This is a genomic window from Bradyrhizobium sp. MOS002, assembly GCF_003020115.1.
Classification (GTDB): domain Bacteria; phylum Pseudomonadota; class Alphaproteobacteria; order Rhizobiales; family Xanthobacteraceae; genus Bradyrhizobium.
Genome location: NZ_PYFX01000003.1, coordinates 109,328 through 133,795, shown reverse-complemented (window position 1 = coordinate 133,795; position 24,468 = coordinate 109,328). Strand labels below are relative to the sequence as shown.

The window sequence follows — 24,468 nt, the reverse complement described above, 5'->3', positions numbered from 1 at the left end:
GATGGGACGCATCATCTGCTGTGGTCTCGGCCCCGGTGCCCCTGATATGATGAGCGTGCGCGCCGATCGCACGGTACGCGGCGCGAGGCATGTCGCCTATTTCCGCAAGAAGGGCCGGCCCGGCCAGGCGCGCCGCATCGTCGAGGGCATGTTGGCTGCCGACGTCACCGAATATCCGATGGAATATCCGGTCACCATCGAGATCGCCTTCGACACGCCCCAATACGTCCAGCTGCTGGCTGGCTTCTACGACGAATGGTCGGAACGTCTGGCGCGGCTGGCGCGCGCGGTCGATGTCGTCGTGCTCTGCGAGGGCGATCCTTACTTCTACGGCTCCTTCATGCATCTGCACACGCGCCTGCAGGGCCGCGTCGAGATCGAGGTGATCGCCGGGATTCCCGGCATGGTCGGCTGCTGGAATGGCGTCGGACAGCCGATCGCGCTCGGTGATGACGTGACGACGGTGCTGATGGGCACGCTCGCCGAGGACGAGCTCGAACGCCGCATGCGCGATTCCGATGCGCTCGTGATCATGAAGACCGGGCGCAATCTCGCAAAGGTGCGCCGCGCGCTCGCGTCCGCCGGACGGCTGGACGACGCGTGGCTGGTCGAGCGCGGCACCATGCCGGGCGAGCGCGTGGTGCGGCTCGCCGAGATCGATGCCGCCGACTGCCCGTATTTCGCGATCGTGCTCGTGCACGGCAAGGGCCGGCATCCGGACGCCGCCGAATGACGGGCACGCTGACCATCGCAGGCCTCGGGCCGGGCAGCGATGCGCTGGTGACGCCCGAGGTCTCCGCCGCGCTTGCCGCCGCGACCGACATTCTCGGCTACGCGCCCTATGTCGCGCGCGTGCCGCCGCGACCGGGACTCACGCTGCATCCCTCCGACAATCGCGAAGAGCTGCAGCGCGCGAGCGAGGCGCTGCGGCGCGCGGCCGAAGGCGGGCAAGTCGTCATCGTGTCCTCCGGCGACCCCGGCGTCTTCGCGATGGCCTCCGCCGTGTTCGAGACGCTCGAACAGGCGCCGCAATGGCAGGAGCTGCCGATCCGGGTGCTGCCCGGCGTCACTGCGATGCTGGCGGCTGCCGCGCGCGCCGGCGCGCCGCTCGGCCATGATTTCTGTGCGATCAACCTGTCGGACAATCTCAAGCCGTGGACGGTGATCGAGAAGCGCCTGCGGCTCGCCGCGGAAGCCGATTTTGCGATTGCGATGTACAACCCGCGCTCGGCGAGCCGTCCGGAAGGATTTGGCCGAGCGCTGGCAGTGTTGAACGAGGCCGGCTGCGGCGAGCGCCTCGTGATCTTCGCGCGCGCGATCAGCGGCTCTGATGAAAAGATCGAGACCGTCAGGCTGAACGAAGCGACGCCTGAAATGGCCGACATGCGTACATTGGTGATCGTCGGCAACTCGCAGACGCGCCGCGTTGGCCGCTGGGTCTATGCGCCGAGGCAGGCCCGATGACCCAGCCACTGCATGATCGCGGCCACGCTCTCGACCCGCAATCGTTCCGGCAGTTGCGGTCGCGAGATCATGATCACGGGCAGGCCGAGCCTGCGGGCTGCGCCGATCTTGGCGCGCGCGCCGTCGCCGCCCGAATTGCGGGCGACGATCCGGGTGATGCCTCGCGCGCGCATCATCTCCAGCTCGCCCTCGAGCGTGAAAGGCCCACGCGACACGATGACGTCCGCGGCGAAGGGCAGAGGCGCATCGGGCGGATCGACGAATCTCAGCGTGTAGGCGTGCTGCGGCTTGGTCGCGAACGGCGCGATGTGCTGGCGGCCGATGGCGAGGAACACATTTGCCGCCGCCTCGGGCAGTGCGGCGACCGCGGCGTTGACGTCAGGAATTTCGATCCAGTTGTCACCGGGCGCTTTCATCCAGGGCGCGCGCTCCAGCGCGATCAGCGGCGTGCCGGTTTCCGCGCATGCCGCGACCGCATTGCGGCTCATCTCGGCGGCAAAGGGATGCGTCGCGTCGATCACATGCGTGATGTCTTCCCTGCGAATGTAATCGGCAAGACCGCTGACGCCGCCAAAACCGCCGATACGTGTCGGCAGCGGCTGACCGGCGGGCGCGCGTGTGCGGCCGCCATAGGAATAAACGGCGCCGATGCCTGCGCGCGCGATCTCCGCCGCGAGCAGGCTCGCGTCGGCCGTTCCGCCCAGAATGAGGGCGCGCGTCATGGCTGATCCCTGGCTGACCATCATCGGTATCGGCGAAGATGGCCTCGCCGGGCTGTCCGAAGCAAGCCGAAAGGCGCTTGATGAGGCCGAAACTGTCTTTGGCGGTGAACGGCATCTTGCACTGGCCGGCGTGAGCGGGCGCGGCCGTCCATGGCCGGTGCCGTTCGATGCAGAGATCGTGCTGAGCCGCCGCGGCGAGCCAACGGTCGTGCTCGCCTCCGGGGATCCGTTCTGGCACGGGGCCGGCACGAGCCTCGCCGAGAGGCTGGACGCCGGCGAGTGGATTGCACATTCCGCGCCGTCGACCTTCTCGCTCGCCGCCGCGCGACTAGGCTGGCGCCTCGAAGCGATTGCCTGTCTCGGTCTCCATGCCGCGCCATTCGAGCGTCTCGTACCGCATCTGGCGCAAGGTGCACGCATCATTTGCCTCGTGCGCGACGCGAAGGCGGCAGGCGATCTCGCGAAATGGCTGACGGCGCGCGGATGGGGTGCCTCGGCATTCTGGACGCTCACCGCGCTTGGCGGGCCGCGCGAAAGGATCAACGCGCATCGCGCCGACAGCTTCGCAGGCGATCTTGCCGGAAGTCTGGTCGCGGTGGCCGTGGAGGCGAGAGGAACGCAGGGTCTTCCTCGCAGCTCCGGACTATCGGACGAACTCTTCGCCCATGACGGCCAGATCACCAAGCGACCCGTCCGTGCGCTCGCGCTCTCGGCGCTGGCGCCGCGTCCCGGTGAACGGCTGTGGGACATTGGCGCGGGCTCGGGCTCGATTTCGGTCGAGTGGGCACTGTGCGGCGGGACGGCGATCGCAATCGAGGCGCGCGAGGATCGTGCCGGCAATATCCGCAGCAATGTGGCCGCGTTCGGATTGGCGCATCGGATCACCATCGTTACAGGTGAAGCGCCGGAAGCCCTTGCTGCGCTGGACGCGCCTGACGCCGTGTTCATCGGCGGCGGCCTCGACATCGCGATGTTCGACGCGGTCTGGTCGCGACTCTCGCCCGGTACGCGGCTGGTCGCGCATTCAGTAACGCTGGAAACGGAAGCGCTGCTGGGTGAGCTGCACCAGCGCCACGGCGGCGACTTGATGCGGGTCGAGATTGCGCATGCCACTCCGCTTGGCCGCTACCGGTCCTGGGCGGCGGTGCGGCCCGTGGTGCAATGGAGCGCGGTCCGATGAAGGTCGCTGGGCTCGGATTCAAAAAGGATGTCACGCTGGCCTCGCTGCGTGAGGCGCTTCTGGCGGCCGGTGGTCCCGAAGGCCTCGCAGCAGTAGCGACTATCAGCGACAAGGCCGACGCGGACGCGCTGAAGCAGCTTGCGCGCGAATGCGGCGTGCCGATCAAGGCGGTCGCCGCCGAAATGCTGGCCGGCATCGAGACGCCGACGCAGTCAAAACTCGTCGCGGAAAAGTTCGGGACGGGATCGGTCGCCGAAGCGGCGGCCCTCGCTGCGGCCGGGCCTCGCGCGCGATTGATCGCGACGCGGGTGGTCTCGCAGGATCGCACCGCAACCGCGGCGATCGCGGAAGGAGACGGCGCATGACGGTGCATTTCATTGGCGCCGGGCCGGGTGCTCCTGACTTGCTGACGCTGCGCGGCCGCGACCTCATCGCCGCCTGTCCGGTCTGTCTCTACGCCGGCTCGCTGGTGCCCGAGGGCGTCTTGGCGCATTGCCCGCCCGGTGCGCGCATCGTCAATACCGCGCCGCTGTCGCTCGACGAAATCGTCGCGGAGATCGCTGCCGCGCATGCCGACGGCAAGGACGTCGCGCGGCTGCATTCCGGCGATCTCTCGATCTGGTCGGCGATGGGCGAGCAGCTCCGCCGCCTGCGCGCGCTCGGCATTCCCTACACCATCACGCCCGGCGTTCCCTCTTTCTCGGCCGCCGCGGCTGCGCTGGAGGCCGAGCTGACGCTGCCCGGCCTTGCCCAATCGGTGGTGCTGACGCGCACGCCGGGCCGCGCCAGCGCGATGCCCGAAGGTGAGAAGCTCGCCGCCTTCGCCGCCACGGGCGCGGTGGTCGCCATCCATCTGTCGATCCATCTGCTCGACAAGGTCATTGCCGAGCTGACGCCGCATTACGGCGCGGATTGCCCGGTCGCGATCGTCTGGCGTGCGAGCTGGCCCGACCAGCGCATCGTCCGCGCCACGCTCGCAACACTCGATGCTGCCGTCGGCAGCGAGATGGAGCGCACCGCGCTGATCCTGGTCGGCAAGACGCTGGGCTCGGCGGATTTTTCCGAGAGCCGTCTCTATGCTGCCGATTATGACCGCCGCTACCGGCCGGTCGGCGCCGAGCCGCGCTTTCCGGAGGTGTCGTGATGGCGGCAGGGCTCGTCATCTCCGCGCCGGCCTCCGGCGTCGGTAAGACGACGCTGACGCTGGCGCTTGCTCGCGCCTGGCGCAACAGCGGATTGCGGGTGCAGTGCTTCAAGAGTGGCCCCGATTATATCGATCCCGCATTTCATGCCGCCGCTACGGGACGCGCTTCGGTCAACGTCGACAGCTGGGCGATGGATCGCGGGACGATCTCGCATCTCGTCAGCCGCGGCACTGACGCCGATGTCGTGCTGGCCGAAGGCTCGATGGGCCTGTTCGACGGCGTCGCCGCGCGTGGCGTCAGCGGCACGGGGGCGACCGCCGACATCGCGGAGATGCTGGACTGGCCGGTGCTGCTGGTGATCGATCCTTCGGGACAGGCACAAACTGCGGCGGCGATCGCCGCGGGCCTTCGTGACTACCGTCCCGGCGTGCGCCTTGCGGGCGTCGTGCTCAATCGCGTTGCCAGCCCGCGCCACGAAGCCCTCGTGCGACGCGCGCTGCTGGATGCCGGCATCGCCGTGTTCGGCGCACTGCCGCGCCATGCCGAAATCAGCCTGCCGAAGCGGCATCTCGGACTGGTGCAGGCCGAGGAGCAGGCGGAGATCGGCAAGCTGATCGACGAGGCCGCGCGCTTCGTCGCCGAACATGTCGATCTCGACGCGGTGCTGCGTTCGGCTGCTAATTGGTCGCCGCAACCTGCCGCAAGCCACGTCAACGTGACGCCGCCGGGCCAGCGCATTGCGCTGGCCCGTGACGCCGCGTTCTCCTTCGTCTATCCGCATATGCTGGAAGCGTGGCGCGCGGCGGGCGCCGAGATCTCGACATTCTCGCCGCTCGCTGACGAGGGCCCTGATCCGGGCGCCGATGTGTGCTGGCTGCCTGGCGGCTATCCCGAGCTGCAGGCCGGCAAGATCGCGGCCAATGCGCGCTTCCGCAGCGGATTGCGCGCCTTCGCCGAGACGCGCCCGGTGCACGGCGAATGCGGAGGCTATATGGTGCTGGGCAGCGCCCTGACCGACGCCGACGGCATCAGCCACGAGATGACGGGCCTGCTCGGCCTGGAGACGAGCTTTGCCAAACGCCGCATGCATCTGGGCTATCGTCTCGCCGAGCTCGCCGCACCGATGCCGGGGCATCAGGCGGGTGCACGCCTGCGTGGCCACGAATTCCACTATTCGACGATTCTGGCGCAGCCCGACACGCCGCTGGCGGTCGTGCACGACGCGACAGGCGCTGTCATCGCCGAGACCGGCTCGCGGCGGGGGCAAGCTACCGGCACGTTCTTCCATCTGATCGCGGAGGACCGGTGAGCGGTTTTGTGTCCTTCGTCTCCGCCGGCCCCGGCGATCCCGAGCTCCTCACGCTCAAGGGTGCCGCGCGCCTGCGCGAAGCCGACGTCGTGCTCTATGACGATCTTGCTTCGGGCGCGATCCTCGATCTGGCCCGGCCCGGCGCCAATCTCGTCGCGGTGGGAAAGCGGGCAGGGCGGGCCTCGACCAAGCAGCACCACGTCAACCGCCTGCTGGTCGACTACGCCGTAACAGGCGCGCGCGTGGTGCGATTGAAGTCGGGCGATGCCGGCATCTTTGGCCGGCTCGAGGAGGAGCTCGAGACGTTGCGTGAAGCGGGCATCGGCTATGAGATCATTCCGGGCGTCACGACGGCCTGCGTCGCTGCGGCCCAGGCCGGGATTCCCCTGACCCGGCGCCATACCGCGCGCCGGGTGCAGTTCATTACCGGCGCGGACATCACCGGCGAACTGCCGCCAAACCTCAACTGGGTGGCGCTGGCTGATCCGGAAGCGACGACTGTGGTCTATATGGGCCGCCGGACGTTTCCGGCCCTTGTCGCAAAATTGATCGAGCACGGCCTCGCCCCAACCACGCCGGCCTTGCTCGCCGAATCGCTCGGCCGTGCCGATGAGCGGCTGGTCCGCACCACTATTTCGGAGCTTGCCGAGCAGCTTGCGCGGGGCGGGGCGGCCTCCACGGCGGCCGTCATCCTGTTCGGCGCGCTGGCGGGGGATTATCCGTCATGACGGTCTCGGCCGCCCTTCGCCACTTGACGCCCGGCTGGCGAAAGGGGCACACAGGAGAGGCATGGTGCTCGACGCGGCGCAAAGCGCCGGAGCATAATCGGGAATGGGGATGGGCGGACCCAGTTGCGGCGCCCAAAACCTCAGCCGCCCCCGCGACTGTAAGCGGTGAGGGACTTCGATCAGCCACTGGGCCGCAAGGTTCGGGAAGGCCGGAGACTCCCAGTGAACCGCGAGCCAGGAGACCGGCCGTGCACGTTTTGAGGCCAAGGCCGTCGGGTGTGACGGCAAGAAGGATCTGAGCCATGCATATCGAACCAGGACTAGTCTCGGACGCCAAGCTCGTGTTGAGTTACGCAACCGGCGTCGCCGTCGGCGGCGTTGCCTTGAAGCTCGCCGTCGAGACCGTGCGCGAGCAGGGCATCACGTCGTTCGCGGCGCGCACACTCGCCACCACGGGACTCGTGTTTATCTTCTTCGAGATCCTGCCGCACTTCCCGGTCGGCGTCTCCGAAGTGCACTTCATCCTCGGCTCGACCTTGTTCCTGCTGTTTGGAGCTGCGCCTGCGGCCTTCGGCCTCGCGTTCGGCCTGCTGTTCCAGGGCATCTTCTTCGAGCCGCCCGACCTGCCGCAATATGGCATGAACGTCACCACGCTGCTGGTTCCGCTGTTCGGGATCCAGGCGATCGCCACGCGAATCATTTCGCGCAACACGGCCTATGTCGATCTGAAGTACCGCCAGGCGCTGGCACTTTCGACGACCTATCAGGCGGGCGTCATCGCCTGGGTGGCGTTCTGGGCGATTTATGGCTCCGGCTTCGGTGCGACCAATCTCGCCAACATCGCGACCTTCGCGGCGTCCTATGCGCTGGTCATCGTGATCGAGCCGCTCGCCGATCTCGGCGTGCTGGCGCTGGCGAAGTCGCTGCGCGGCGTCACCGCAGCAGGCCTCGTCACTCCGCGTTTGCACAACGCGGCCTAGAGACAAGCGAACGGGCGGCCGTGATGGCCGCCCTTCGCAGCCACGATGCTCACGCTCTCCCTGATAGGCATCGGTTGCGGCGATCCCGAGCAGCTCACGCGCGCCGCGATCACGGCCATTAACGCGGCCGATCTCGTCCTGATCCCGCGCAAGGGGACGGCCAAATCCGACCTCGCCGATCTCAGGCGGACGATCTGTGCCGATGTGCTCACCAGCGACACGACGCGCATCGCCGAGTTCGATCTGCCCGTCCGCGACGCCGCTGAAGCGGACTATCGCAAGGGCGTGGACGATTGGCATGATGCCGTGGCCGCGGCCTGGTCGCAGACGATCGCAGATCATCTCAAAGGCGAGGGCAAGGTCGCGCTGTTGATCTGGGGCGATCCCTCGCTTTACGATTCCTCGCTGCGCATTGCGCGGCGGCTCAATCCCTTGCCTGACATCGATGTCGTGCCCGGCATCACCTCGATCCAGGCGCTGTGTGCGGCGCATGCGCTGCCGCTCAATGACATCGGCGAGCCCTTTCTGGTCACGACGGGACGTCGCTTGCGCGATGGCGGCTGGCCGGCAGGTGTCGATACCGTGGTGGTGATGCTAGACGGCGGCACGGCGTTCCAGTCGCTTGATCCGGCGGGCCTGCACATCTGGTGGGGAGCCTATCTCGGCATGCCCGATGAGGTCGTCATGTCCGGCGCGCTTGGCGAGATCGGCCTGCGTATCGTCGCCGTCCGGCAGGAAGCGCGCGAACGGCACGGCTGGATCATGGACAGTTACATCCTCAAGCGCAGGCCGTGAGGCAAGCGAGGCAGTATGCTCCCCGAATGGGTCTACCAACAGTGCCCCGATAGCTCCGCAGTCCACCGCGAGGCGGCGGTGGCGCGGCAGGCGCAACTGACGAAACCGACCGGCGCGCTCGGCCGGCTCGAGCAGCTCGCGATCGAGCTTGCGGGCCTGCAAGCAACCGAGCAACCGCGCGCGGCGCGGGTGCCGATCATTATCTTCGCCGGCGATCACGGCATCGTTGCCCAGGGCGTCTCGGCCTATCCGCAAGAAGTGACCATCGCGATGCTGGCGAACTTTGCCTCCGGCGGTGCCGCGATCTCGGTGCTCGCGCGTGAACTGGGCTCCAGCCTGGAGGTCGTCGACGCCGGCACGCTGGCGCACGAGGAGATGGCTGGAATCGTGACCGACAAACCGCGCAGCAGCACGCGCGATTTCAGCGCCGAAGCTGCGCTCACCCCCACAGAGCTGGCATTCGCCTTCGAAGCCGGCCTACGTGCGGTGACGCGCGCGCAGGCCGGGCAACCCGATCTTTTGATCTTCGGTGAGATGGGCATCGGCAACACCACGACATCGGCGGCGATCGCGGCCGGCTTGCTCGGCGTGAGCGCGGAGGAGATCGCGGGCAGCGGCACCGGCGTCGACGCGGCCGGGCGTGCGCACAAGGCGCGGGTGATCGACGCCGCGATCGCGCGTCATGGCATTGCGGGCGGTTCGCCCGAAAAGATCCTGTGCGCCGTCGGCGGTCTCGAGATCGCGGCGATTTGTGGTGCAATTATCGCGGCTGCACAGCGCCGCATCCCCGTGTTGATCGACGGCTTCATCGTGTCGGTCGCGGCGCTGGTGGCGGCGCGGCTCAATCCCTCGTGCCAGCCGTTCCTGCTGGCCTCGCACCAATCCGCGGAGCAGGGGCATCGGCTGGTGCTTCGCGCGCTGAACGTGCAGCCGCTGATCAGCCTCGATCTCAGGCTCGGCGAAGGATCGGGTGCTGCCATCGCGCTGCCGCTGGTGCGGTCGGCCTGCGCGCTCCACAACGGGATGGCGACCTTTGCGCAAGCCAATGTGCCTGATCGTCCGGCCTGATCAAATCGTCCGCTGATTGACGTAGACGACGCGCCAGCCGGTCGCGAGCCGGTCGATCCGCGTTAGCGACAGCGGATCGATCACAAAGCGCAGGGCCGCTTGTGGCGTCAGATCCAGCGCGATGCACAGCGCCGCGCGGATCGTGCCGGAATGCACGACGAGCGTTGCGGCCCCGGCTGCGATCCGCGAGAGACCCAGCCGGACCCGCGCGACCTGATCCTCAAAGCTTTCGCCGCCCGGCGGCCGTCCACGCGCCGCATCGCTCCAGAACCGTGCATAGGCCTCGCCACCGGTGGCGGCGAGTTCGTCATGCCGACGGCCGGTCCAGTCGCCAAAGTTCTGCTCGCTGAATTCGTCCACCTGCACCGGCTCGAGCCCGAGCGCGCGGGCCGTTTCGACCGTGCGCCGCGCGGGGCTCACATAGCTCGCGGCGTCCCGCGGCAGGCGCTGCCGCAGCGCCTCCAGCTGGGCCCGAGCGCCGAGATCGGCCGGCGCGTCGGCTGCATGGATGGTCCCGGTGACGCCATCGACGGGCGCGTGCCGTATCAGCCAGAGGAAGGTCTCGCCTTCCATGCTTATCTCCAAGGAAACTGCTCGTTGTGGCAATAACGCCGCACCTGACACATTGACTCTGTCTGGATCGTAATCCTAGATGCTCGCGACGGTTTCCCCGAGAGGGGATGAAAAGGGAATGCGGTGCGGGGAAGTTGTCCCCAATGCCGTGGCTGCCCCCGCAACTGTAAGCGGCGAATCTTGCGTCACGTGCCACTGGGTGTCTCGGTCCCGGGAAGGCGACGCAAGGTACTGACCCGCGAGCCAGGAGACCTGCCGTCAGCCGTGGTCACACGCGAAGATGTCGGTCGGGGAGTACAGACATTCGGCTTCATCGGAAGGCTTACAAGCCGGAAGATGGGACCTTGGTTCGCTGTGACGTGCCACTGACGTCATACCGAGGTCCAAGACCGTGTCTCCTGTTCACATTGTACGACCGCGCGCGCTCCTGCTCGCATCCGCCGCGCTCACATCTTTTGTCGCCATCGACATGCCAGCGGCCTTGGCGCAGCAGGCCCGCGAGCCACTGCCGCCTGTCGAGGTCTCGGCGCCACAAGCCCGCAGGCAGGCCAGCCCGGCCGCACGGGACGCGCAGAGCTCACGCCGCGCAGCAGCGCGCCGGCCGGTGACTGCATCCGCAGTGCCCAAGCCTGTCGTGCCGATCGCAGCGGCGCAATCGCCGCTCAACACCAATGCCGTCGCCGAAAGCGCCTCGCGCCTTGGCCTGACCGTGCGCGAAACGCCCGCGACCGTGGAGGTGATCTCGGCCGCAACCATGCGCGAGCAGGGTTATCGCACCGTGTCCGACGTCGCGCAGGGCGCGGTGGGCGTCACAGCCGGCGACAATCCGGCCGAGCCTTCGGCTTTCTCCATGCGCGGCTTCACCAACAGCCAGATCAATACGCTCTACAACGGCATCAAGATCGGTCCGCAGAACATGACCTCGCGGATCATGGACACGGCCAATCTGGAGGCTGTCGAATTCCTCAAGGGTCCGGCGTCACTGATGTCAGGCGAGGGCGCCGCCGGCGGCGCGATCAACTTCGTCAGCAAGCAGCCGCACACCGGAGCGATCCGGAACGAGGCGGATTTCTCCTGGGATTCGCTGAACTCGTTCCGCGCGCATTACGGCTCGGGCGGCAGCACCAATGTGCAGGGGCTGGACTACCGCTTCGACGTCAGTCGTTCCTCGCTCAACGGCTTTGCCGACGACACCAACACCAAGACGCTCGACGTGTCGGGCCAGCTCAACTACCGCATCTCCGATAGCCTCAAGGTCTGGGGCGCGATCGAGTACCGCGAGGATCGCTCGAAAGCCTATTGGGGTTCGCCGCTGGTGCCGATTGCCTTCAGCGGCTCCCACGCGACGACGGGGATCGTGTCCGGCAATTATGTCTCGAACTACAACAAAACCAATCTCGGCGCCGTCACGATTGACGACCGCACCTTCAACACGAACTACAACGTCCTCGACAATCGCAACGTCGCGCAGGAGGTGTGGTTGCGCGGCGGTTTCGAGCTGAAGCTCGCACCAGACCTGACGCTGAAGAGTCAGGCCTATGGTTACGGCGCAGAGCGCACGTGGTTCAATAACGAGGTCGAGGCATTCAATTCCGGTACCAACATGGTGGATCGCGAGCGTTTCTACGTCGCGCACAGCCAACGCCTGGTCGGCAACATCACCGACCTAATTTGGGACGCGAATATCGCCGGCTTTGACAACCGCCTGGTCACGACGCTGTCCTCAAGCTACCTTGATTTCGTGCGGCCGGGCGCCGCAAATTTCCCCGGCGATTCCGTTCCGCTGGTCGATCCGCCTCGCGGCTACTACGGCTTGCTCACCATCCAGCAGCAGACCGCGCGCATCGACAATGAGGCGCTGTCATTCGAGGACCGGCTGAAGCTCACGCGCAGCTTTGCGCTGGTTGGTGGCCTGCGTGTCGAGCATATTGGGCTGGACCGCAATTCGACCGACAAGTTCGGTCTGGAGAAGGCGAACTTCCCGTTCTCGCAATCCTGGGTCCCGACGACGGGGCGTATCGGCTACACCTGGGAAGCCGTTCCGGGCCTGACCTTCTTTAGCCAGTACGCCACCGGCGCCGACATCGCAGCCAACAACATCTTCCTGCTCAATCCGACCGATCCGCTCAACCTGACCACCGCGCGCACCTATGAGACCGGTGTCAAGCACCTGTTCTGGGACAACCGGGCGGAGTGGTCGTTCTCGGCCTACGACATCCTGCGCAAGAACGTCTATGCCGCCGCCGGCGGCATGCAGCTCAACCTCGCCGGACGGCAGGAGTCGAAGGGCGTCGAGCTTGCCGCCTCGGTCCGCCCGATCGAGCCTGTGCGTCTCTGGGGCAACATCGCCTATGTCGATGCGCGCTACGCCGACTACAATTTTGTCGGCGGCTCGTTCTCCGGCAACACGCCGCCGAACGTGCCGCGCGTCGTCGCCAATGCCGGCGCGTCGTATCGGTTCTTCACGCCCTGGGCAGTCGAGCTCGGTATCACCGGCCGCCATGTCGGCGACCGCTACAACACCGATGCCAACACCGTGACGCTGAAGGCCTACACTGTCGCGGACGTCTATGCTTTCGTCGACATCCCCAAGACGGTGTTCAATGCGGTCGACCAGGCCCGCCTGACCTTCCGGGTGCGCAACATCGCCGACAAGCGTTACGCGATCTGGGGCGATCCGTTCTATCCCGACCAGATCCTCTTGGGCGCGCCGCGGACCTACGAGATCTCGGCTGCGTTCAAATGGTAGGACACTGATCGATGATGCGCGCGATCGTCCTGCTGCATCGATGGCTCGGGATCGCGTTCTGCCTGCTGTTCGCGATGTGGTTCGCGACGGGAATCGTGATGCACTTCGTTCCGTTTCCGTCCTTGACGGAAGCGGAACGCTTTGCCGGACTCGTGCCGCTGGATCGCGCTGGGACGAGGGTTGCGGTCGACAATGCCGTGGCCGCGAGCGGGATCGCGGATGCGACGCGCGTTCGCCTGATCCAGCGCAGCGACGGACCGGTCTATGTCGTCACGGGGCAATCGCGCGCAGGCGCAGTCCGCGCCTCCGATGGGGGCGACGCGTCGGTCGCGTCTTCCGACGTCGCGCTGGCCATCGCGCGAGATCACGCAAGCAGCCGCGGGCTTGAGGCCGCGCGGGCCGCGCGGGCCGCGATCGTTGCGCGCTCGGACTATGACCAATGGAGCGTGCCGAACGGCTTCGACCGCCACCGGCCCCTGTTTCGGGTTGGCCTGGGCGACGCCGCCGCAACGGAGGTCTATGTCTCCTCGCTCACCGGCGAGATCGTCCTGGATACGACGCGCTACGAGCGCGCCTGGAATCTGGTCGGGAGTGTGCTGCACTGGATCTATCCAACGGTCCTGCGAAGCAACTGGTCGCTGTGGGATCGCGTGGTCTGGACCTTGTCGTTGCTGGCCCTAATCGCAGCTTTGCTTGGCGCTGTGCTCGGGCTTGCGCGGATCAAACCTCGCGGCGGTCTGATTGGCTCGCCCTATCGGGGCTGGCATGCCCTGCATCATCTCATCGGCCTCGCATCGATGGTCTTCGTGCTGACCTGGATTTTCAGTGGCTGGCTCTCCATGGATCACGGGCGGCTGTTCTCGCGCGGGCAATTGATTTCGGCTGAATCCAGCGTGATGAACGCCCCACCGAACTGGACAGCTGCCCCATCGCTCGATCGGCAGCCTGTATCGCCGTCGGCCCGTGAAATCGAATGGTTTTCCTTCAACGGCACTCTCTATCGGCGGGATCGGACGGGCCTTGCCGGTCAGACCTTGATCAAGGCAGGAGATGCGCCCCGCGATGGACCAACGGGATATCTGGATGGGCATGAGGTCCAAGTGCTGACCGCGCGCCTCGCGGCCGGCTGCGGCGCACCGTCCGCACTTGGCGACAACGACAACTATCCCGCGCAGTCCACCGTCCCGGGTGGCCCGGTCTACCGCTCGCACTGCGGCGAGCTCTGGTTCGATATCGACGGCGCCGACGGCAATTTGCTGCAAAGGCTGGATCCATCGCGGCGGGCCTATCGCTGGTTCTACGGTGCGCTGCACACGCTGGATTTTCCGGTCCTCGTCGCGCATCCGTTGCTGCGCGACGGTTTGGTCGTCGGGCTCTGCGCCCTCGGCTTTCTGTTCTCCATCACGGGCATCGTTATCGGCTGGCGCCGCCTGCGTCCGTCATTCGCAGCCTGAAAGCCGGGGCGAGGTCGCGATGCGTTGAGCGGGCAAAATACCGCTTACTGATCGTACAATAAAGAGAGGCTGAGCCGACTGCCATGCATAGCTCATGAGCAATCGCATGGCCCGTAGCGCCGGTTGATCGCCTGCAAATTAGACAGTCCGTACGCCGCGCCTGGATTGCAATGCAACGGATATCGCGTTTCGTCCGGGGAAATTCGTGGTGCGCTGCACTTATCTCGCCTGAAACGATCCGCACCGACGTGCTCTCGATGCGGGCAGAGCTGCACTAAAATGTGCCTCGGCGCGCCGCGCCGGTCCCGGGCTGGTCCTGTGCGTTGCGACAACTCCGGCCCTATCCCGAGCCCATCGCTCTGTCGCACGCTCGCAAGCAGTGGCATGACAGGGGATGATGATGAGCGCTCTCGGTTTGGAATTGAACTTGGCGACCGACGCGAAGCACCCGGCGTCCGGTTCGAACGTCGGCCGTAGCTGACCCCACACATGAGCACTGACGAAAATCACTGGGAGGTCGGCACCGATATCGGCGGCACCTTCACCGATATCATCGCGATCCGGCGCTCCCCCGCGGAGGCAAGGATCGCGAAAGTGCCATCGCGTCCACAGGCTCCGGTTCAGGTGATGCTGGAAGCGATCGAGGCGGTGGGCCTGCGCAAGAGCGAGGTCAAGCGCTTCGTCCACGGCACCACGCGCGTGACCAACGCCATCGTCGAGGGACGGCTGCCGAAAGTGGCGCTGGTGGCGACCGAGGGCTTTGCCGACGTGCTGGAGATTGCGCGCTATCGCCGCCGCGATCTCTACCGTCTCGACATTCCGCCGAAATCACCGCCGCTGGTGCCGCCGGAACGATGCTTCGGGCTTGCCGAGCGCCTCGATCACGAAGGAAAGGTGCTGAAGGCGCTGGATGAAGCGGAGATCGGGCGCCTGGTGGCCTGGCTGAAGGAGACCGGCGTGCAGAGTGTCGCGGTCGCATTGCTTCACGCCTATGCCAATCCCGTGCACGAGAAAATGCTCGGCGAGCGGCTCAAGGGCGTCGTTGCTCACGTCTCGCTGTCGCACGAGGTCAATCCCGAAGCGCGCGAATACGAGCGGACTTCGGCGACCGTGTTCAACGCGGCCGCCATGCCGATCGCGGTGGAGTATCTCAGCGAGCTGGAGCAGCGGCTGCCGATCGGCCCCGGCCTGCAGGTGTTTCATTCTGCCGGCGCCATGGTTCCGATCTCGGCCGTGAAGCGCCGGCCGCTGGTGATGGCTATGTCGGGCCCCGCGGCCGGCGTCTCCGCATCCGTCAGCATCGCGCGCCAGCTCGGCACATCGCGGATGCTGACCTTCGACATGGGCGGTACCACGACCGACGTCTGCCTGATCGTCGACGGCCAGGCCGAGATGACGGACGGCCGCATGCTCGGCGACAAGCCGCTGCGCCAGCCGATGCTCGCGGTGCACTCGATCGGGGCGGGCGGCGGATCGATCGTCCGCAACGGCCCCGGCGGCCTGACGGTCGGACCGGAAAGCGCCGGCTCCGAGCCGGGACCGGCCTGCTACGGCCGCGGCGGTACCGAGCCGACCATCACCGACGCCAACGCCGTGCTCGGCTATCTCAATCCCGAAACCAGGCTCGGCGACCGGATCGGGATCGACATCAAGGCCGCCGGTGATGTCATCGCGCCGATCGCGCGCACTCTGGGGCTGAGCCTGACCGAAACCGCGCTCGGCATCATCAAGGTCGCCAATGCGACCATGGCCCGCGCACTTCGCCGTGTCACGGTCGAGCGCGGCATCGACGGGCGCGACTGCACGCTGCTCGCCTTTGGCGGTGGCGGCCCGATGCACGCCGCGGGTCTTGCCGATCTCTACGGGATCGCCGACGTCGTCGTTCCCAGCGCATCCAGCGCGTTTTCGGCGCTGGGCTGTCTCACCGCCGATTTCAGCTTCCTCCAGCAGCAAACCCTGCGCGCCGCGCTCGACGGCATCGACCTCGCCCGGGTGTCCGAGCGGATCGGAGTGCTGATCGACGATGCGTCGGCGCCGCTCATCGCCAACGGCGTTGCCGCGACCGAGATTCAGGTCGAGCTGGTGGCCTTGATGCGCTACGCGGCGCAAAACGACGCTATTCCGGTACCGTTCGTGCGACCGCTCGACGTCAACACGCTGAAGAAGGATTTTCTGGCCCGGCACCACGAGCTGTTCGGCTATGCGACGGGCGAGAGCTGCGTCATCGAATCCGTGCGGGTGCAGGCACGCCGCCCGTCGAGCACCGTCGTGAGCCGGCCGGCCGTCGCGGTCAGGACAGTATCCAGCGGCGAGCGCATCTGCTCGTTCGACGGCTTTCACGACATCGCCACAAGCATCATCGATCGCGCCTCGCTGATCGAGATCGTCAGCGGCCCGGCCATCATCGAAGACGCATGGTCGACCGTGGTGGTCCCCCCCGGCTGGCAGGCGCGGCCGGAGGTTTCAGGCAATCTGTTCCTGACGCGGGGGGCCTCATGAAGCTCGATCCGTTCGTCGTCGAAGTCATCAGGCACGGGCTCTCGGCCGCGGCCGAGGAGATGAGCCTGGTGATGACGCGCTCGGCGCGCTCGCCGCTGCTGCGCGAGGCCGGCGACCTGTCGTCGGCGATCACGGACGGCCGCGGCGACCTGGTCGGACAGGGCCGCGACATCCCGATCCATCTCGGCGCGATGGCCTATACGGTCCTCGAGTTGCTGAAGGTGGTGCCGCGCGACAGCCTGAACGACGGCGACGCACTGATCTACAATGTCGGGCCGCTCGGCGGCAACCATCTCAACGACGTCAAGGTCGTGCGCCCCGTCTTCGTCGACGGCGAAATCGTGGCGTTCGTGGTCAGCCTCGCACACTGGCCCGATATCGGCGGCACCTGGCCCGGCAGCTATTTTGCGAAAGCGATCGACACCTTCCAGGAAGCGATGCGCATTCCGCCGGTTCTGATCGCCACGGCAGCCGGCGTCAATACGCCGATCGTGCAGCTGCTCAAGGCCAATGTTCGGGATCCCGAGTCCTGCGAGGGCGATCTTCTCGCCCAGATCGCCGCAACGAAAGCCGGTGAGAAGCGGATCGTCGAGCTCTGCCGCGAGCACGGCAAGGCGGTCTTCACCGCGGCGCAGTCGCGCCTGCACGATCTCTCCGAATTCGAGATGCGCGAGGCGTTGCGCGATCTGCCTGATGGCATCTACGAGGGCGAGGATTATTTGGACGACGGCGGCGTCAACGACGCGCCCGCGCGCATTCATGTCAAGATCACCATTGCGGGCGACGAAGCGACCTTCGACCTCTCGGGAAGCTGCGACCGCGTCTCGAATTTCTGCAACACGACGCCGTTCATGGCGCGCTCCGCAGTGGCCTATGCCGCGCGCATCATGAGCGGGCGCGACATGCACCAGAACGCGGGCGCGCTGCGGCCGCTGACAATCATCACGCGCCCGGGCTCGATCCTGGAGCCGGGGTGGAATGCCTCGGTGGCGGCCGGCAACCACGAGACGTCGATGCGCATCGTCGATGCGATCTTCCGCGCCATGCAGGATACCATTCCGGAGCGCCTGTCTGCCGGCGGTGCGACCACGGCGGGCGTCTTGTTTTTTGCCGAACCGCGGCAAAACGGTTCGTGGAAGATGCTCTACGAGGTCCACGGCGGTGGCGAGGGCGCGCGTCACGATCGAGACGGCATCTCGGCGACCCGGGTGCATCTGTCCAACACCTCGAACACGCCGGTCGAGGTGATCGAGGCGAACTACGCGATCCAAGTCGAGCAGCAGGCCATTCGCCGGCATTCCGGCGGCACGGGAGCCCATCGCGGCGGGGACGGCGTCATCCGTACCTATCGGATTCTGGCGCCGTCGATGCACCTGACCACCTGCATCGAGCGCATGGTGATAGCGCCGTTCGGCATGCAGGGCGGCGAGCCCGGCAAGGCCTGTCGCATCTCGCTGATCAGGCAGGGCGCGAACGTCGCGATCGACGGCAAGTCGAACCTGGTGCTGCAGCAAGGCGATCTCGTCACGATCGAGACCTGCGGCGGCGGTGGCTACGGCGCCGGGGCCGCGGAATGAAGGGATTGCAATGAGCAGATTGTTGCGAACCGGGCTGAATGCCGGCGACAGCGCGCCCATGGCCGTGGTCGGCGGCGAGGGCGTCTATTTTCATCTGTCAGACGGCCGCAAGCTCATCGACGGCAGCAACACCGGCGGCGGGCTGGGCCATCGCCATCCCGCGATGGTGGAGGCGATCCGCCGTGCCGCGGACACCCCCGTCGTGAACGAAGGCTGGACCTGGGTCGGCCGCGAGCAGGCCGCTGACGATTTGATGGCGACCGCCTTCAAGGGCGAAGAGGAGTGGGTCGGTGCGGTGCGCTTCTGCATCAGCGGCAGCGAGGCCAACGACATGGCGCTGTCGCTGTGCCAGGCGCTGACGCAGCGGTCCGCGCTGGCAACGCGCGAACGCGCCTATCACGGCATCACCGGCCTGTCGCGCAGCATGACGGTGCAGCCGCAATGGCATGGCGGCCTCGCTGTGCACTCCGGCGGCTCCAAGCTGCCGGCGCCGATGGCGCCGGTGCGGATATTGCCGGCGCCGGATGGCGCGATCTACGGCGCGCCGGCCAACAATGTTCCCCCCAGCGAATATCTGGCCGATGCCACGCGCCTGCTTTCGGATACCGCAGCGACGATCATCGACTACACGCAGGGCGGCATCTATTACGACGGCGCCTATCAGGATGAGGTGGCGCGGTGCGCGCGGCAGGCTGGTTCATATTGGATCGCCGACGAAGTGGTGACCGGTGCGGGTCGCGCCGGGCGCTGGTTCGCGTTCCAGGGCGCCGAAAGCCGTCCTGACATCGTGACGCTTGGAAAATCGCTCGGCGGCGGTGCGGCAGCGGTTGCCGCGGTGGTGGTGTCGAAAGACGTCGTCGAGCGGCTCAAGGGCACGAGCTGGCAGAATTACGGCACGCTGCGCGGCCATCCCATCAGCATGGCCGCGGTCAGCGCCTACCTGAAGGTTGTCAACGAAGACAAGATTTTGGAGCACGTCGGGGCTCTCGAAAAGCTGTTCACCCGCCGCCTGCTCGCCATCGCGCAAAGGCATCCGAGCGTGCAGCGCGTGGCCGGGCAGGGGCTGCACTGGACCGTGGAGCTGCACGGGCCGGACTGGCGCTCCTGGCACGCCGACACCACCGAGGTGCCGATCGCCTCGCGCGTCGCGGAGCGGGCGCTGGAGGCCGGTGCCGTGATCGGGACCAGCGGTGAGCAGACCTCGCTGTTCCTCGCACCACCACTCGTGATTTCCGAGCATGAGGCCGAGCAGCTTCTGGATGCGCTCGACCATGGCCTGGATGTTGCCGATGCGGAACAGTAATGAGCGGGGATCGTGCAGCGCACACCATGCAGATGTGCAGGCGCCGGCTGGCAAGTCCGGGCGACGCTGCGTTATGCTGCGCGCGCCGGCACGTGATTAAAACTGTAGTTTGGCCCAAGACATCACCAGGAAATCGCTGATGCGTATCGTCAATGTTGCCGCCGCCCAGATGGGCCCGATCCAGAAAGCGGACAGCCGCGAGGTCGTGGTCAAGCGCATGATTGCGCTGATGGACGAGGCCAAAAGCAAGGGCGCCGACCTGATCGTCTATCCGGAACTGGCGCTCACGACCTTCTTCCCGCGCTGGTACGTGGAGGACCGCCCCGAGTTCGACATCTGGTTCGAGCGCGAGATGCCGAACGCCGCGACCCGACCGTTGTTCGAGCGCGCGGCGCAGCATCAGATGGCGATGAATTTCGGCTATGCGGAGCTGACGCCTGATGGACATCACTTCAACACCGCGATCCTGACCGACAGATCCGGCAAGATCATCGGCAAATATCGCAAGATCCATTTGCCCGGCCATGTGGAATACGACACCAAACGCTCGCACCAGCATCTGGAGAAACGCTATTTCGAGCCGGGCGACCTCGGCTTCAACGTCTGGCGTGAGCTGGGCGGCATCATCGGCATGGCCATCTGTAACGACCGGCGCTGGCCCGAGACCTATCGGGTGATGGGCCTGCAAGGCGTCGAGATGGTGCTGATCGGTTACAATACCCCGTCGGTGAATGCGGAGAGGCGCGATGAGGGCGTCGAGAAGCGCCTGTTTCACAACCGCCTCTCGGTGCAGGCCGGCGCCTATCAGAACGCGACCTGGGTTGTCGCGGTGGCCAAGGCCGGTAACGAGGACGGACACCCGCTGTTTGGCGGCAGCCTGATCGTCGATCCCAATGGCGAAATCGTCGCCGAAGCGAAGACGGAGGAGGACGAGCTGCTGGTCCACGCTTGCGACCTCGATGCCACCACCTTCGGCAAGACCACGATCTTCAATTTCGCGCAGCACCGCCGCATCGAGCATTACGGCCTGATTACCAGCCGTACCGGCGCGGTGCCACCGCCGGAGAAGTGACGTCGATGACCGGCCAGAGCACATCCGGCATATCCTTGCGCGAGCTCGATCCGCGCGACCGCTACAAGCTGCTTTGCGGCGTGGTGGTGCCACGGCCGATTGCGCTGGTGACGACGCTCGACGCGAACGGGGCGGTCAACGCCGCGCCCTTCAGCTTCTTCAACGTGTTCTCGGAGAGCCCGGCGCTGATCGTGCTCGGTCTCCAGCACAAGCCGGATCACAGCCCGAAGGACACCACCCGCAACATCCATCGCGACGGCGAGTTCGTCGTTCACATGGTGGACGAGGCGCTGTCGGGGGCGATGAACGACTGCGCGGTCGATTTTCCGTCCGGTGACAGCGAGGTCGCTGCGGCAGGGCTCGCGACCCTTCCCTCGATCGACGTGAAGGTGCCGCGCCTCGCTGCGGCACCCTTTGCGCTCGAATGCCGGCGCCATGTCTCGCTGAATTTTTCGCCCGATCGCGAGCTGCTGGTCGGCGAAGTGCTCCGGGTTCACGCCCGCGAGGGCCTCGTCGACGAGACCAATATGTATGTCGATCTCGACGCCTACCGGCCGATCGGCCGCATGTTCGGCAATCTCTACACGACGCAGCGGGACACGTTTGCGCTTGTTCGCGAGAGCCACGCGCAATGGCTCGCGCGACAGGACGCCAAAGAGCTGAAGGACGCCTAGTGATTCGAGAACTGCACCGTACCCAGCGCCATCGTGACGGCCGCCTGTGTCGGGTCGATCACGGCAATGCCGAGCGCGTCTTCGAGGGGACGGCGATGGCGCGCCATGCCCGCGCAGCCCATCACGATGGCGCGCGCCCCGTCCTCGTCGCGCAGCGCGCGGCCGATTTCGATCATCCTCGCCAGCGTGCCTTCGCCCGAGGCGGTTTCCGCGACGCTCATGTTGAGCGGCCGCTCGCCGGCAAGGCGTTCGGTCAGTCCCATCTGCCTGAGATAGCGCATGTGACGCGGGATCGAGCGCTGGGCGATCGCGATGACGCCAAACGTTTCGGCGCGGGCCAATGCGGTCAGCACGCCGCACTCGGCGATGCCGAACACGGGGCGGTCGGTGCCTTCGCGGCAGACCTGAAGCCCGGGATCGCTGTAACAGGCGATGACAAAGGCAGCCGAGCTGTTGTCGCCCTCGACCAGCCGGCGCAGCGGCATGGCGACGCCATCGACATCGGCCTGGCTTTCAATGCCGAACGGTCCCTCGGCCAGGGTCTGGCAGACCAGCTCCGGCCCGCCCTCGAAACCGAGCGGCTTCAGCGCGTCCTCGAGCCCCTGCGTGACCGCTGGGTTGGAGTTCGGATTGATGACGAGAATGCGCGGTCGGGACATGCTGGTCTTCCTGCAAAATTTCGATCACTTGCCCTAAGCCTATCATGGAGTGCCTCATGACTGAACCCGCTTACGACCTGATCATTCGCGGTGGGCGCGTCGCGACGACGACCGACGTCTTTGAAGCCGATGTCGCCATCTCCGGCGAGACCATCGCCGCTATCGGGCGTGGGCTTCCGTCCGCGAAGCGCGAGATCGACGCGCGCGGGAAGCTCGTCCTGCCCGGCGGCGTCGACAGCCACGCCCATATCGAGCAGTTGTCCGCTGCCGGCATCATGAATGCCGACACGTTCGAGAGCGCAACCGTCTCGGCCGCCTTCGGCGGCACCACCACGGTGATCCCCTTTGCCGCCCAGCATGTCGGCATGAAGCTGCCGCAGGTGGTGGAGGATTATCACGCGCTGGCCAAGAAGGGCGCCGTGATCGACTACGCCTTTCACATGATCATCGCCGATGCCACCAAAGAAACGGTCGAGGAGCATATTCCGGCGCTGGTGAAGCAGGGCCATGCCTCGATCAAGATCTTCATGACCTATGACCGGCTCAAGGTCGACGACGAGCCGCTGCTGGACATCCTTCTCGCCGCACGCCAGTCCGGCGCGATGTTGTGCGCCCATGCCGAAAACCACGGCATCATCGCCTGGATGGTGAAGCGCCTGCTCGCGCGGGGCTACACGATGCCGAAATACCACGCCGTCAGCCACGCCCGCGTGTCGGAGGCAGAGGCCTTTACCCGGCTGATCGGCATGGCGGCGCTGATCGACCAGCCGATCATGATCTTCCACGTCTCGACTGCCGAGGGCGCCAAGGTCATCCGCGACGCGCGGGGGCAGGGGTTGAAGGTGTTTGCCGAGACCTGTCCGCAATATCTGTTCCTGACCGCAGGCGATCTCGACAAGCCCGGGGCGGAAGGCGCCAAGTGGATGTGCAGTCCGCCGCCCCGCACGCATTCGGACCAGGAGGCGCTGTGGCAGGCGCTGTCGCTCGGCGATCTCCAGACCATCTCGTCGGATCACGCGCCGTATCGCTATGACGAGACCGGCAAGTTGCGCGCCGGTCCCAACCCCAATTTCAAGCAGGTCGCCAATGGCCTGCCGGGACTGGAGCTGCGCCTGCCGCTGCTGTTCGACGCGATGGTGTCGAAGGGGCGGCTGGGTCTGGAAAAATTCGTCGAGCTGACCTCGACCGCGCCAGCCAAGATCTACAATCTGCATCCGCGCAAGGGCTCGATTGCGGTGGGCGCCGATGCCGATATCGCTATCTGGGATCCCGATCGCGAGACCACGATATCAGACGAAATGATGCACGACCTTACCGGCTACACGCCGTTTGCAGGTCGCAAGCTGAAGGGCTGGCCGGTGTCGGTGCTGTCGCGTGGGCGCGTCATCATCGAGGGCAACAAGTGCCTCGCGAGCGCCGGCAGCGGCCAGTTCCTGGCACGCAGCGGTGGCGAAGCGGCCAAGCCGACCGGGCGGCTCGTCGCCGACATGGATCCGGAGCGGAATTTCGGAGCGAAGCTACTGTGATAGCGGATCGCGCGCGATGAAGATCGTCATCTTCGGCGGTACCGGCTTTGTCGGCCTCAATGTTGCGGAGGCGCTGCTTGCGCGCGGGCATGAGGTGACACTGTATGATCGCACGGAGTTGCCGCCATCCGCGCGGCGGTCTCTTGCCGATTACGGCGCCCGGCTCAAAGCCGTGCAGGGCGATATCACCGACGCAGATGCCATCGACGCCGTCATCGCCGAAGGCGTTGATGCGATCGTGCTCGGCGCGGCGATCACCGCCGGCGATGAGCTGGAGAGAGCATCGACCGCGCGCGTTCTCGAGATCAATGTGATGGCGCAGATCCCGATCCTGCTTGCGGCGATCCGCCATGGCGTGCGCCGCGTCGTCAATCTCTCGTCGGCATCGGCCTATGGTGCTGCGGGTGCGCGGGTCGAGATTCTCGACGAGGAAACCCCTTGCGATCCGATCTCGTTCTACGCCATCAGCAAGTTCACCTCGGAGCGCTCTGTCGCGCGCCATGCCGAACTCTTCGGCGGCGATTTCCTGAGCGTACGGCTGAGCGCCCTGTTCGGACCGTGGGAGCGACCGAGCTCCGTACGCGACACGCCAAGCCTCCAGTTCCAGATTTTGGCCGCGTTCGCCCGCGGCGAGCCGGCGGTCATGCCTGAAGCGGGCATGAGGGACTGGATCTACGCTCCGGATGCCGCCCAAGCCGTGGCACTGTTGGTCGAAGCCGAGCGGCCGCGCCATCGGCTCTACAACATCTCCAGCGGCGGGCTTTGGGCGGCGCTGCAATGGGGCGAGGCCTTTGCGGCGTTGCATCCCGGCCTGGAGTGCCGCCTCGCGTCGCCCGCCGAGAAAACCGTCATCAAGCTGCATGGGCCCTATCGCGCGCCGCTGTCGGTGACGCGGATGGCGGATGAATTCGGCTGGCGCGCGCGGTTCGGCTGCGCCGAGTCGGCGGCCGCGATGAGCGCCTGGTTGACGCAGCACAAGGAGTGGATCTGA

The 24,468-nt window shown here is 66.4% G+C and carries 22 protein-coding genes and 2 riboswitches; of the genes, 19 read left to right on the top strand and 3 right to left on the bottom strand.

The window, feature by feature from the left end; genetic code table 11:
* Window position 1 precedes the first annotated feature (1 nt).
* The gene (locus C7G41_RS09475; RefSeq protein WP_106942322.1) at window positions 2–733 is read left to right on the top strand and encodes a precorrin-2 C(20)-methyltransferase; all 732 of its coding nucleotides are present in this window, start codon (window positions 2–4) and stop codon (window positions 731–733) included.
* Window positions 730–1,464 carry a precorrin-3B C(17)-methyltransferase gene (cobJ, locus tag C7G41_RS09470; protein ID WP_106942321.1) on the top strand — a complete coding sequence of 245 codons (735 nt, stop codon included), beginning with the start codon at window positions 730–732 and terminating at the stop codon, window positions 1,462–1,464. Before C7G41_RS09475 ends, cobJ begins: the two co-directional genes overlap by 4 nt.
* On the opposite strand, the gene C7G41_RS09465 is transcribed toward cobJ, so the two are convergent.
* Window positions 1,440–2,186 carry a cobalt-precorrin-6A reductase gene (locus tag C7G41_RS09465; protein WP_106942320.1) on the bottom strand — a complete coding sequence of 249 codons (747 nt, stop codon included), beginning with the start codon at window positions 2,184–2,186 and terminating at the stop codon, window positions 1,440–1,442. The two genes, cobJ and C7G41_RS09465, sit on opposite strands and share 25 nt — an antisense overlap.
* On the opposite strand from C7G41_RS09465, the gene cbiT reads away from it, so the two are divergent.
* The 8 genes from cbiT (at window position 2,185) to cobT (ending at window position 9,391) form a co-directional block, all read left to right on the top strand.
* Window positions 2,185–3,366, top strand: coding sequence for a precorrin-6Y C5,15-methyltransferase (decarboxylating) subunit CbiT (gene cbiT, locus C7G41_RS09460; RefSeq protein ID WP_106942319.1), 1,182 nt, complete (start codon window positions 2,185–2,187; stop codon window positions 3,364–3,366). The genes C7G41_RS09465 and cbiT overlap by 2 nt on opposite strands.
* On the top strand, window positions 3,363–3,731 hold the full coding sequence (locus C7G41_RS09455; protein ID WP_199198276.1) for a cobalamin biosynthesis protein: 369 nt from the start codon (window positions 3,363–3,365) through the stop codon (window positions 3,729–3,731). Before cbiT ends, C7G41_RS09455 begins: the two co-directional genes overlap by 4 nt.
* A complete protein-coding gene (gene cobM, locus C7G41_RS09450) occupies window positions 3,728–4,510 on the top strand; it encodes a precorrin-4 C(11)-methyltransferase (RefSeq protein WP_106942317.1) in 783 nt (260 codons plus the stop codon). The genes C7G41_RS09455 and cobM overlap by 4 nt, the downstream gene beginning before the upstream one ends.
* Window positions 4,510–5,820, top strand: a complete 1,311-nt coding sequence (locus C7G41_RS09445) for a cobyrinate a,c-diamide synthase (protein WP_106942316.1) — start codon at window positions 4,510–4,512, stop codon at window positions 5,818–5,820. Before cobM ends, C7G41_RS09445 begins: the two co-directional genes overlap by 1 nt.
* Window positions 5,817–6,548, top strand: coding sequence for a uroporphyrinogen-III C-methyltransferase (gene cobA / locus C7G41_RS09440; protein ID WP_106942315.1), 732 nt, complete (start codon window positions 5,817–5,819; stop codon window positions 6,546–6,548). The genes C7G41_RS09445 and cobA overlap by 4 nt, the downstream gene beginning before the upstream one ends.
* Before the next feature lie 45 nt (window positions 6,549–6,593).
* Window positions 6,594–6,814, top strand: a riboswitch (cobalamin riboswitch).
* 36 nt (window positions 6,815–6,850) lie between these two features.
* Window positions 6,851–7,528 (top strand): energy-coupling factor ABC transporter permease, encoded by a 678-nt coding sequence (locus C7G41_RS09435; RefSeq protein ID WP_106942314.1) that lies wholly within the window; start codon window positions 6,851–6,853, stop codon window positions 7,526–7,528.
* Window positions 7,529–7,573: 45 nt separating this feature from the next.
* Window positions 7,574–8,323 carry a precorrin-6A synthase (deacetylating) gene (gene cobF / locus C7G41_RS09430; RefSeq protein WP_106942313.1) on the top strand — a complete coding sequence of 250 codons (750 nt, stop codon included), beginning with the start codon at window positions 7,574–7,576 and terminating at the stop codon, window positions 8,321–8,323.
* A gap of 15 nt (window positions 8,324–8,338) precedes the next feature.
* Complete coding sequence (gene cobT / locus C7G41_RS09425) at window positions 8,339–9,391, top strand: nicotinate-nucleotide--dimethylbenzimidazole phosphoribosyltransferase (RefSeq protein WP_106942312.1); 1,053 nt, start codon at window positions 8,339–8,341, stop codon at window positions 9,389–9,391.
* Here the strand turns inward: cobT and C7G41_RS09420 are convergent, their stop codons facing one another.
* The gene (locus tag C7G41_RS09420) at window positions 9,392–9,964 is read right to left on the bottom strand and encodes a histidine phosphatase family protein (RefSeq protein ID WP_199198275.1); all 573 of its coding nucleotides are present in this window, start codon (window positions 9,962–9,964) and stop codon (window positions 9,392–9,394) included.
* Between the two features lie 72 nt (window positions 9,965–10,036).
* Window positions 10,037–10,239, top strand: a riboswitch (cobalamin riboswitch).
* 116 nt (window positions 10,240–10,355) lie between these two features.
* Between C7G41_RS09420 and C7G41_RS37710 the strand changes: the two genes are divergently transcribed.
* The 7 genes from C7G41_RS37710 to C7G41_RS09380 all read left to right on the top strand — a co-directional run bounded on the left by C7G41_RS37710 (window position 10,356) and on the right by C7G41_RS09380 (window position 21,292).
* Window positions 10,356–12,713 (top strand): TonB-dependent siderophore receptor, encoded by a 2,358-nt coding sequence (locus C7G41_RS37710; protein ID WP_199198274.1) that lies wholly within the window; start codon window positions 10,356–10,358, stop codon window positions 12,711–12,713.
* Window positions 12,714–12,724: 11 nt separating this feature from the next.
* The gene (locus tag C7G41_RS09405) at window positions 12,725–14,167 is read left to right on the top strand and encodes a PepSY domain-containing protein (RefSeq protein ID WP_106942309.1); all 1,443 of its coding nucleotides are present in this window, start codon (window positions 12,725–12,727) and stop codon (window positions 14,165–14,167) included.
* A gap of 489 nt (window positions 14,168–14,656) precedes the next feature.
* Window positions 14,657–16,666 carry a hydantoinase/oxoprolinase family protein gene (locus tag C7G41_RS09400; RefSeq protein ID WP_106942308.1) on the top strand — a complete coding sequence of 670 codons (2,010 nt, stop codon included), beginning with the start codon at window positions 14,657–14,659 and terminating at the stop codon, window positions 16,664–16,666.
* A complete protein-coding gene (locus C7G41_RS09395; protein WP_199198273.1) occupies window positions 16,663–18,243 on the top strand; it encodes a hydantoinase B/oxoprolinase family protein in 1,581 nt (526 codons plus the stop codon). The genes C7G41_RS09400 and C7G41_RS09395 overlap by 4 nt, the downstream gene beginning before the upstream one ends.
* 10 nt (window positions 18,244–18,253) lie before the next feature.
* On the top strand, window positions 18,254–19,546 hold the full coding sequence (locus C7G41_RS09390) for an aminotransferase class III-fold pyridoxal phosphate-dependent enzyme (protein ID WP_106942306.1): 1,293 nt from the start codon (window positions 18,254–18,256) through the stop codon (window positions 19,544–19,546).
* Between the two features lie 139 nt (window positions 19,547–19,685).
* A complete protein-coding gene (locus tag C7G41_RS09385) occupies window positions 19,686–20,618 on the top strand; it encodes an N-carbamoyl-D-amino-acid hydrolase (RefSeq protein ID WP_106942305.1) in 933 nt (310 codons plus the stop codon).
* 5 nt (window positions 20,619–20,623) lie between these two features.
* Window positions 20,624–21,292: a flavin reductase family protein gene (locus tag C7G41_RS09380; RefSeq protein ID WP_199198272.1), complete on the top strand. Its 669-nt coding sequence runs from the start codon at window positions 20,624–20,626 to the stop codon at window positions 21,290–21,292.
* On the opposite strand, the gene C7G41_RS09375 is transcribed toward C7G41_RS09380, so the two are convergent.
* Window positions 21,289–21,951 (bottom strand): aspartate/glutamate racemase family protein, encoded by a 663-nt coding sequence (locus tag C7G41_RS09375; RefSeq protein ID WP_106942303.1) that lies wholly within the window; start codon window positions 21,949–21,951, stop codon window positions 21,289–21,291. The two genes, C7G41_RS09380 and C7G41_RS09375, sit on opposite strands and share 4 nt — an antisense overlap.
* A gap of 56 nt (window positions 21,952–22,007) precedes the next feature.
* Between C7G41_RS09375 and hydA the strand changes: the two genes are divergently transcribed.
* A complete protein-coding gene (gene hydA / locus C7G41_RS09370; RefSeq protein WP_106942902.1) occupies window positions 22,008–23,477 on the top strand; it encodes a dihydropyrimidinase in 1,470 nt (489 codons plus the stop codon).
* 16 nt (window positions 23,478–23,493) lie between these two features.
* On the top strand, window positions 23,494–24,468 hold the full coding sequence (locus C7G41_RS09365) for an NAD(P)-dependent oxidoreductase (protein WP_106942302.1): 975 nt from the start codon (window positions 23,494–23,496) through the stop codon (window positions 24,466–24,468).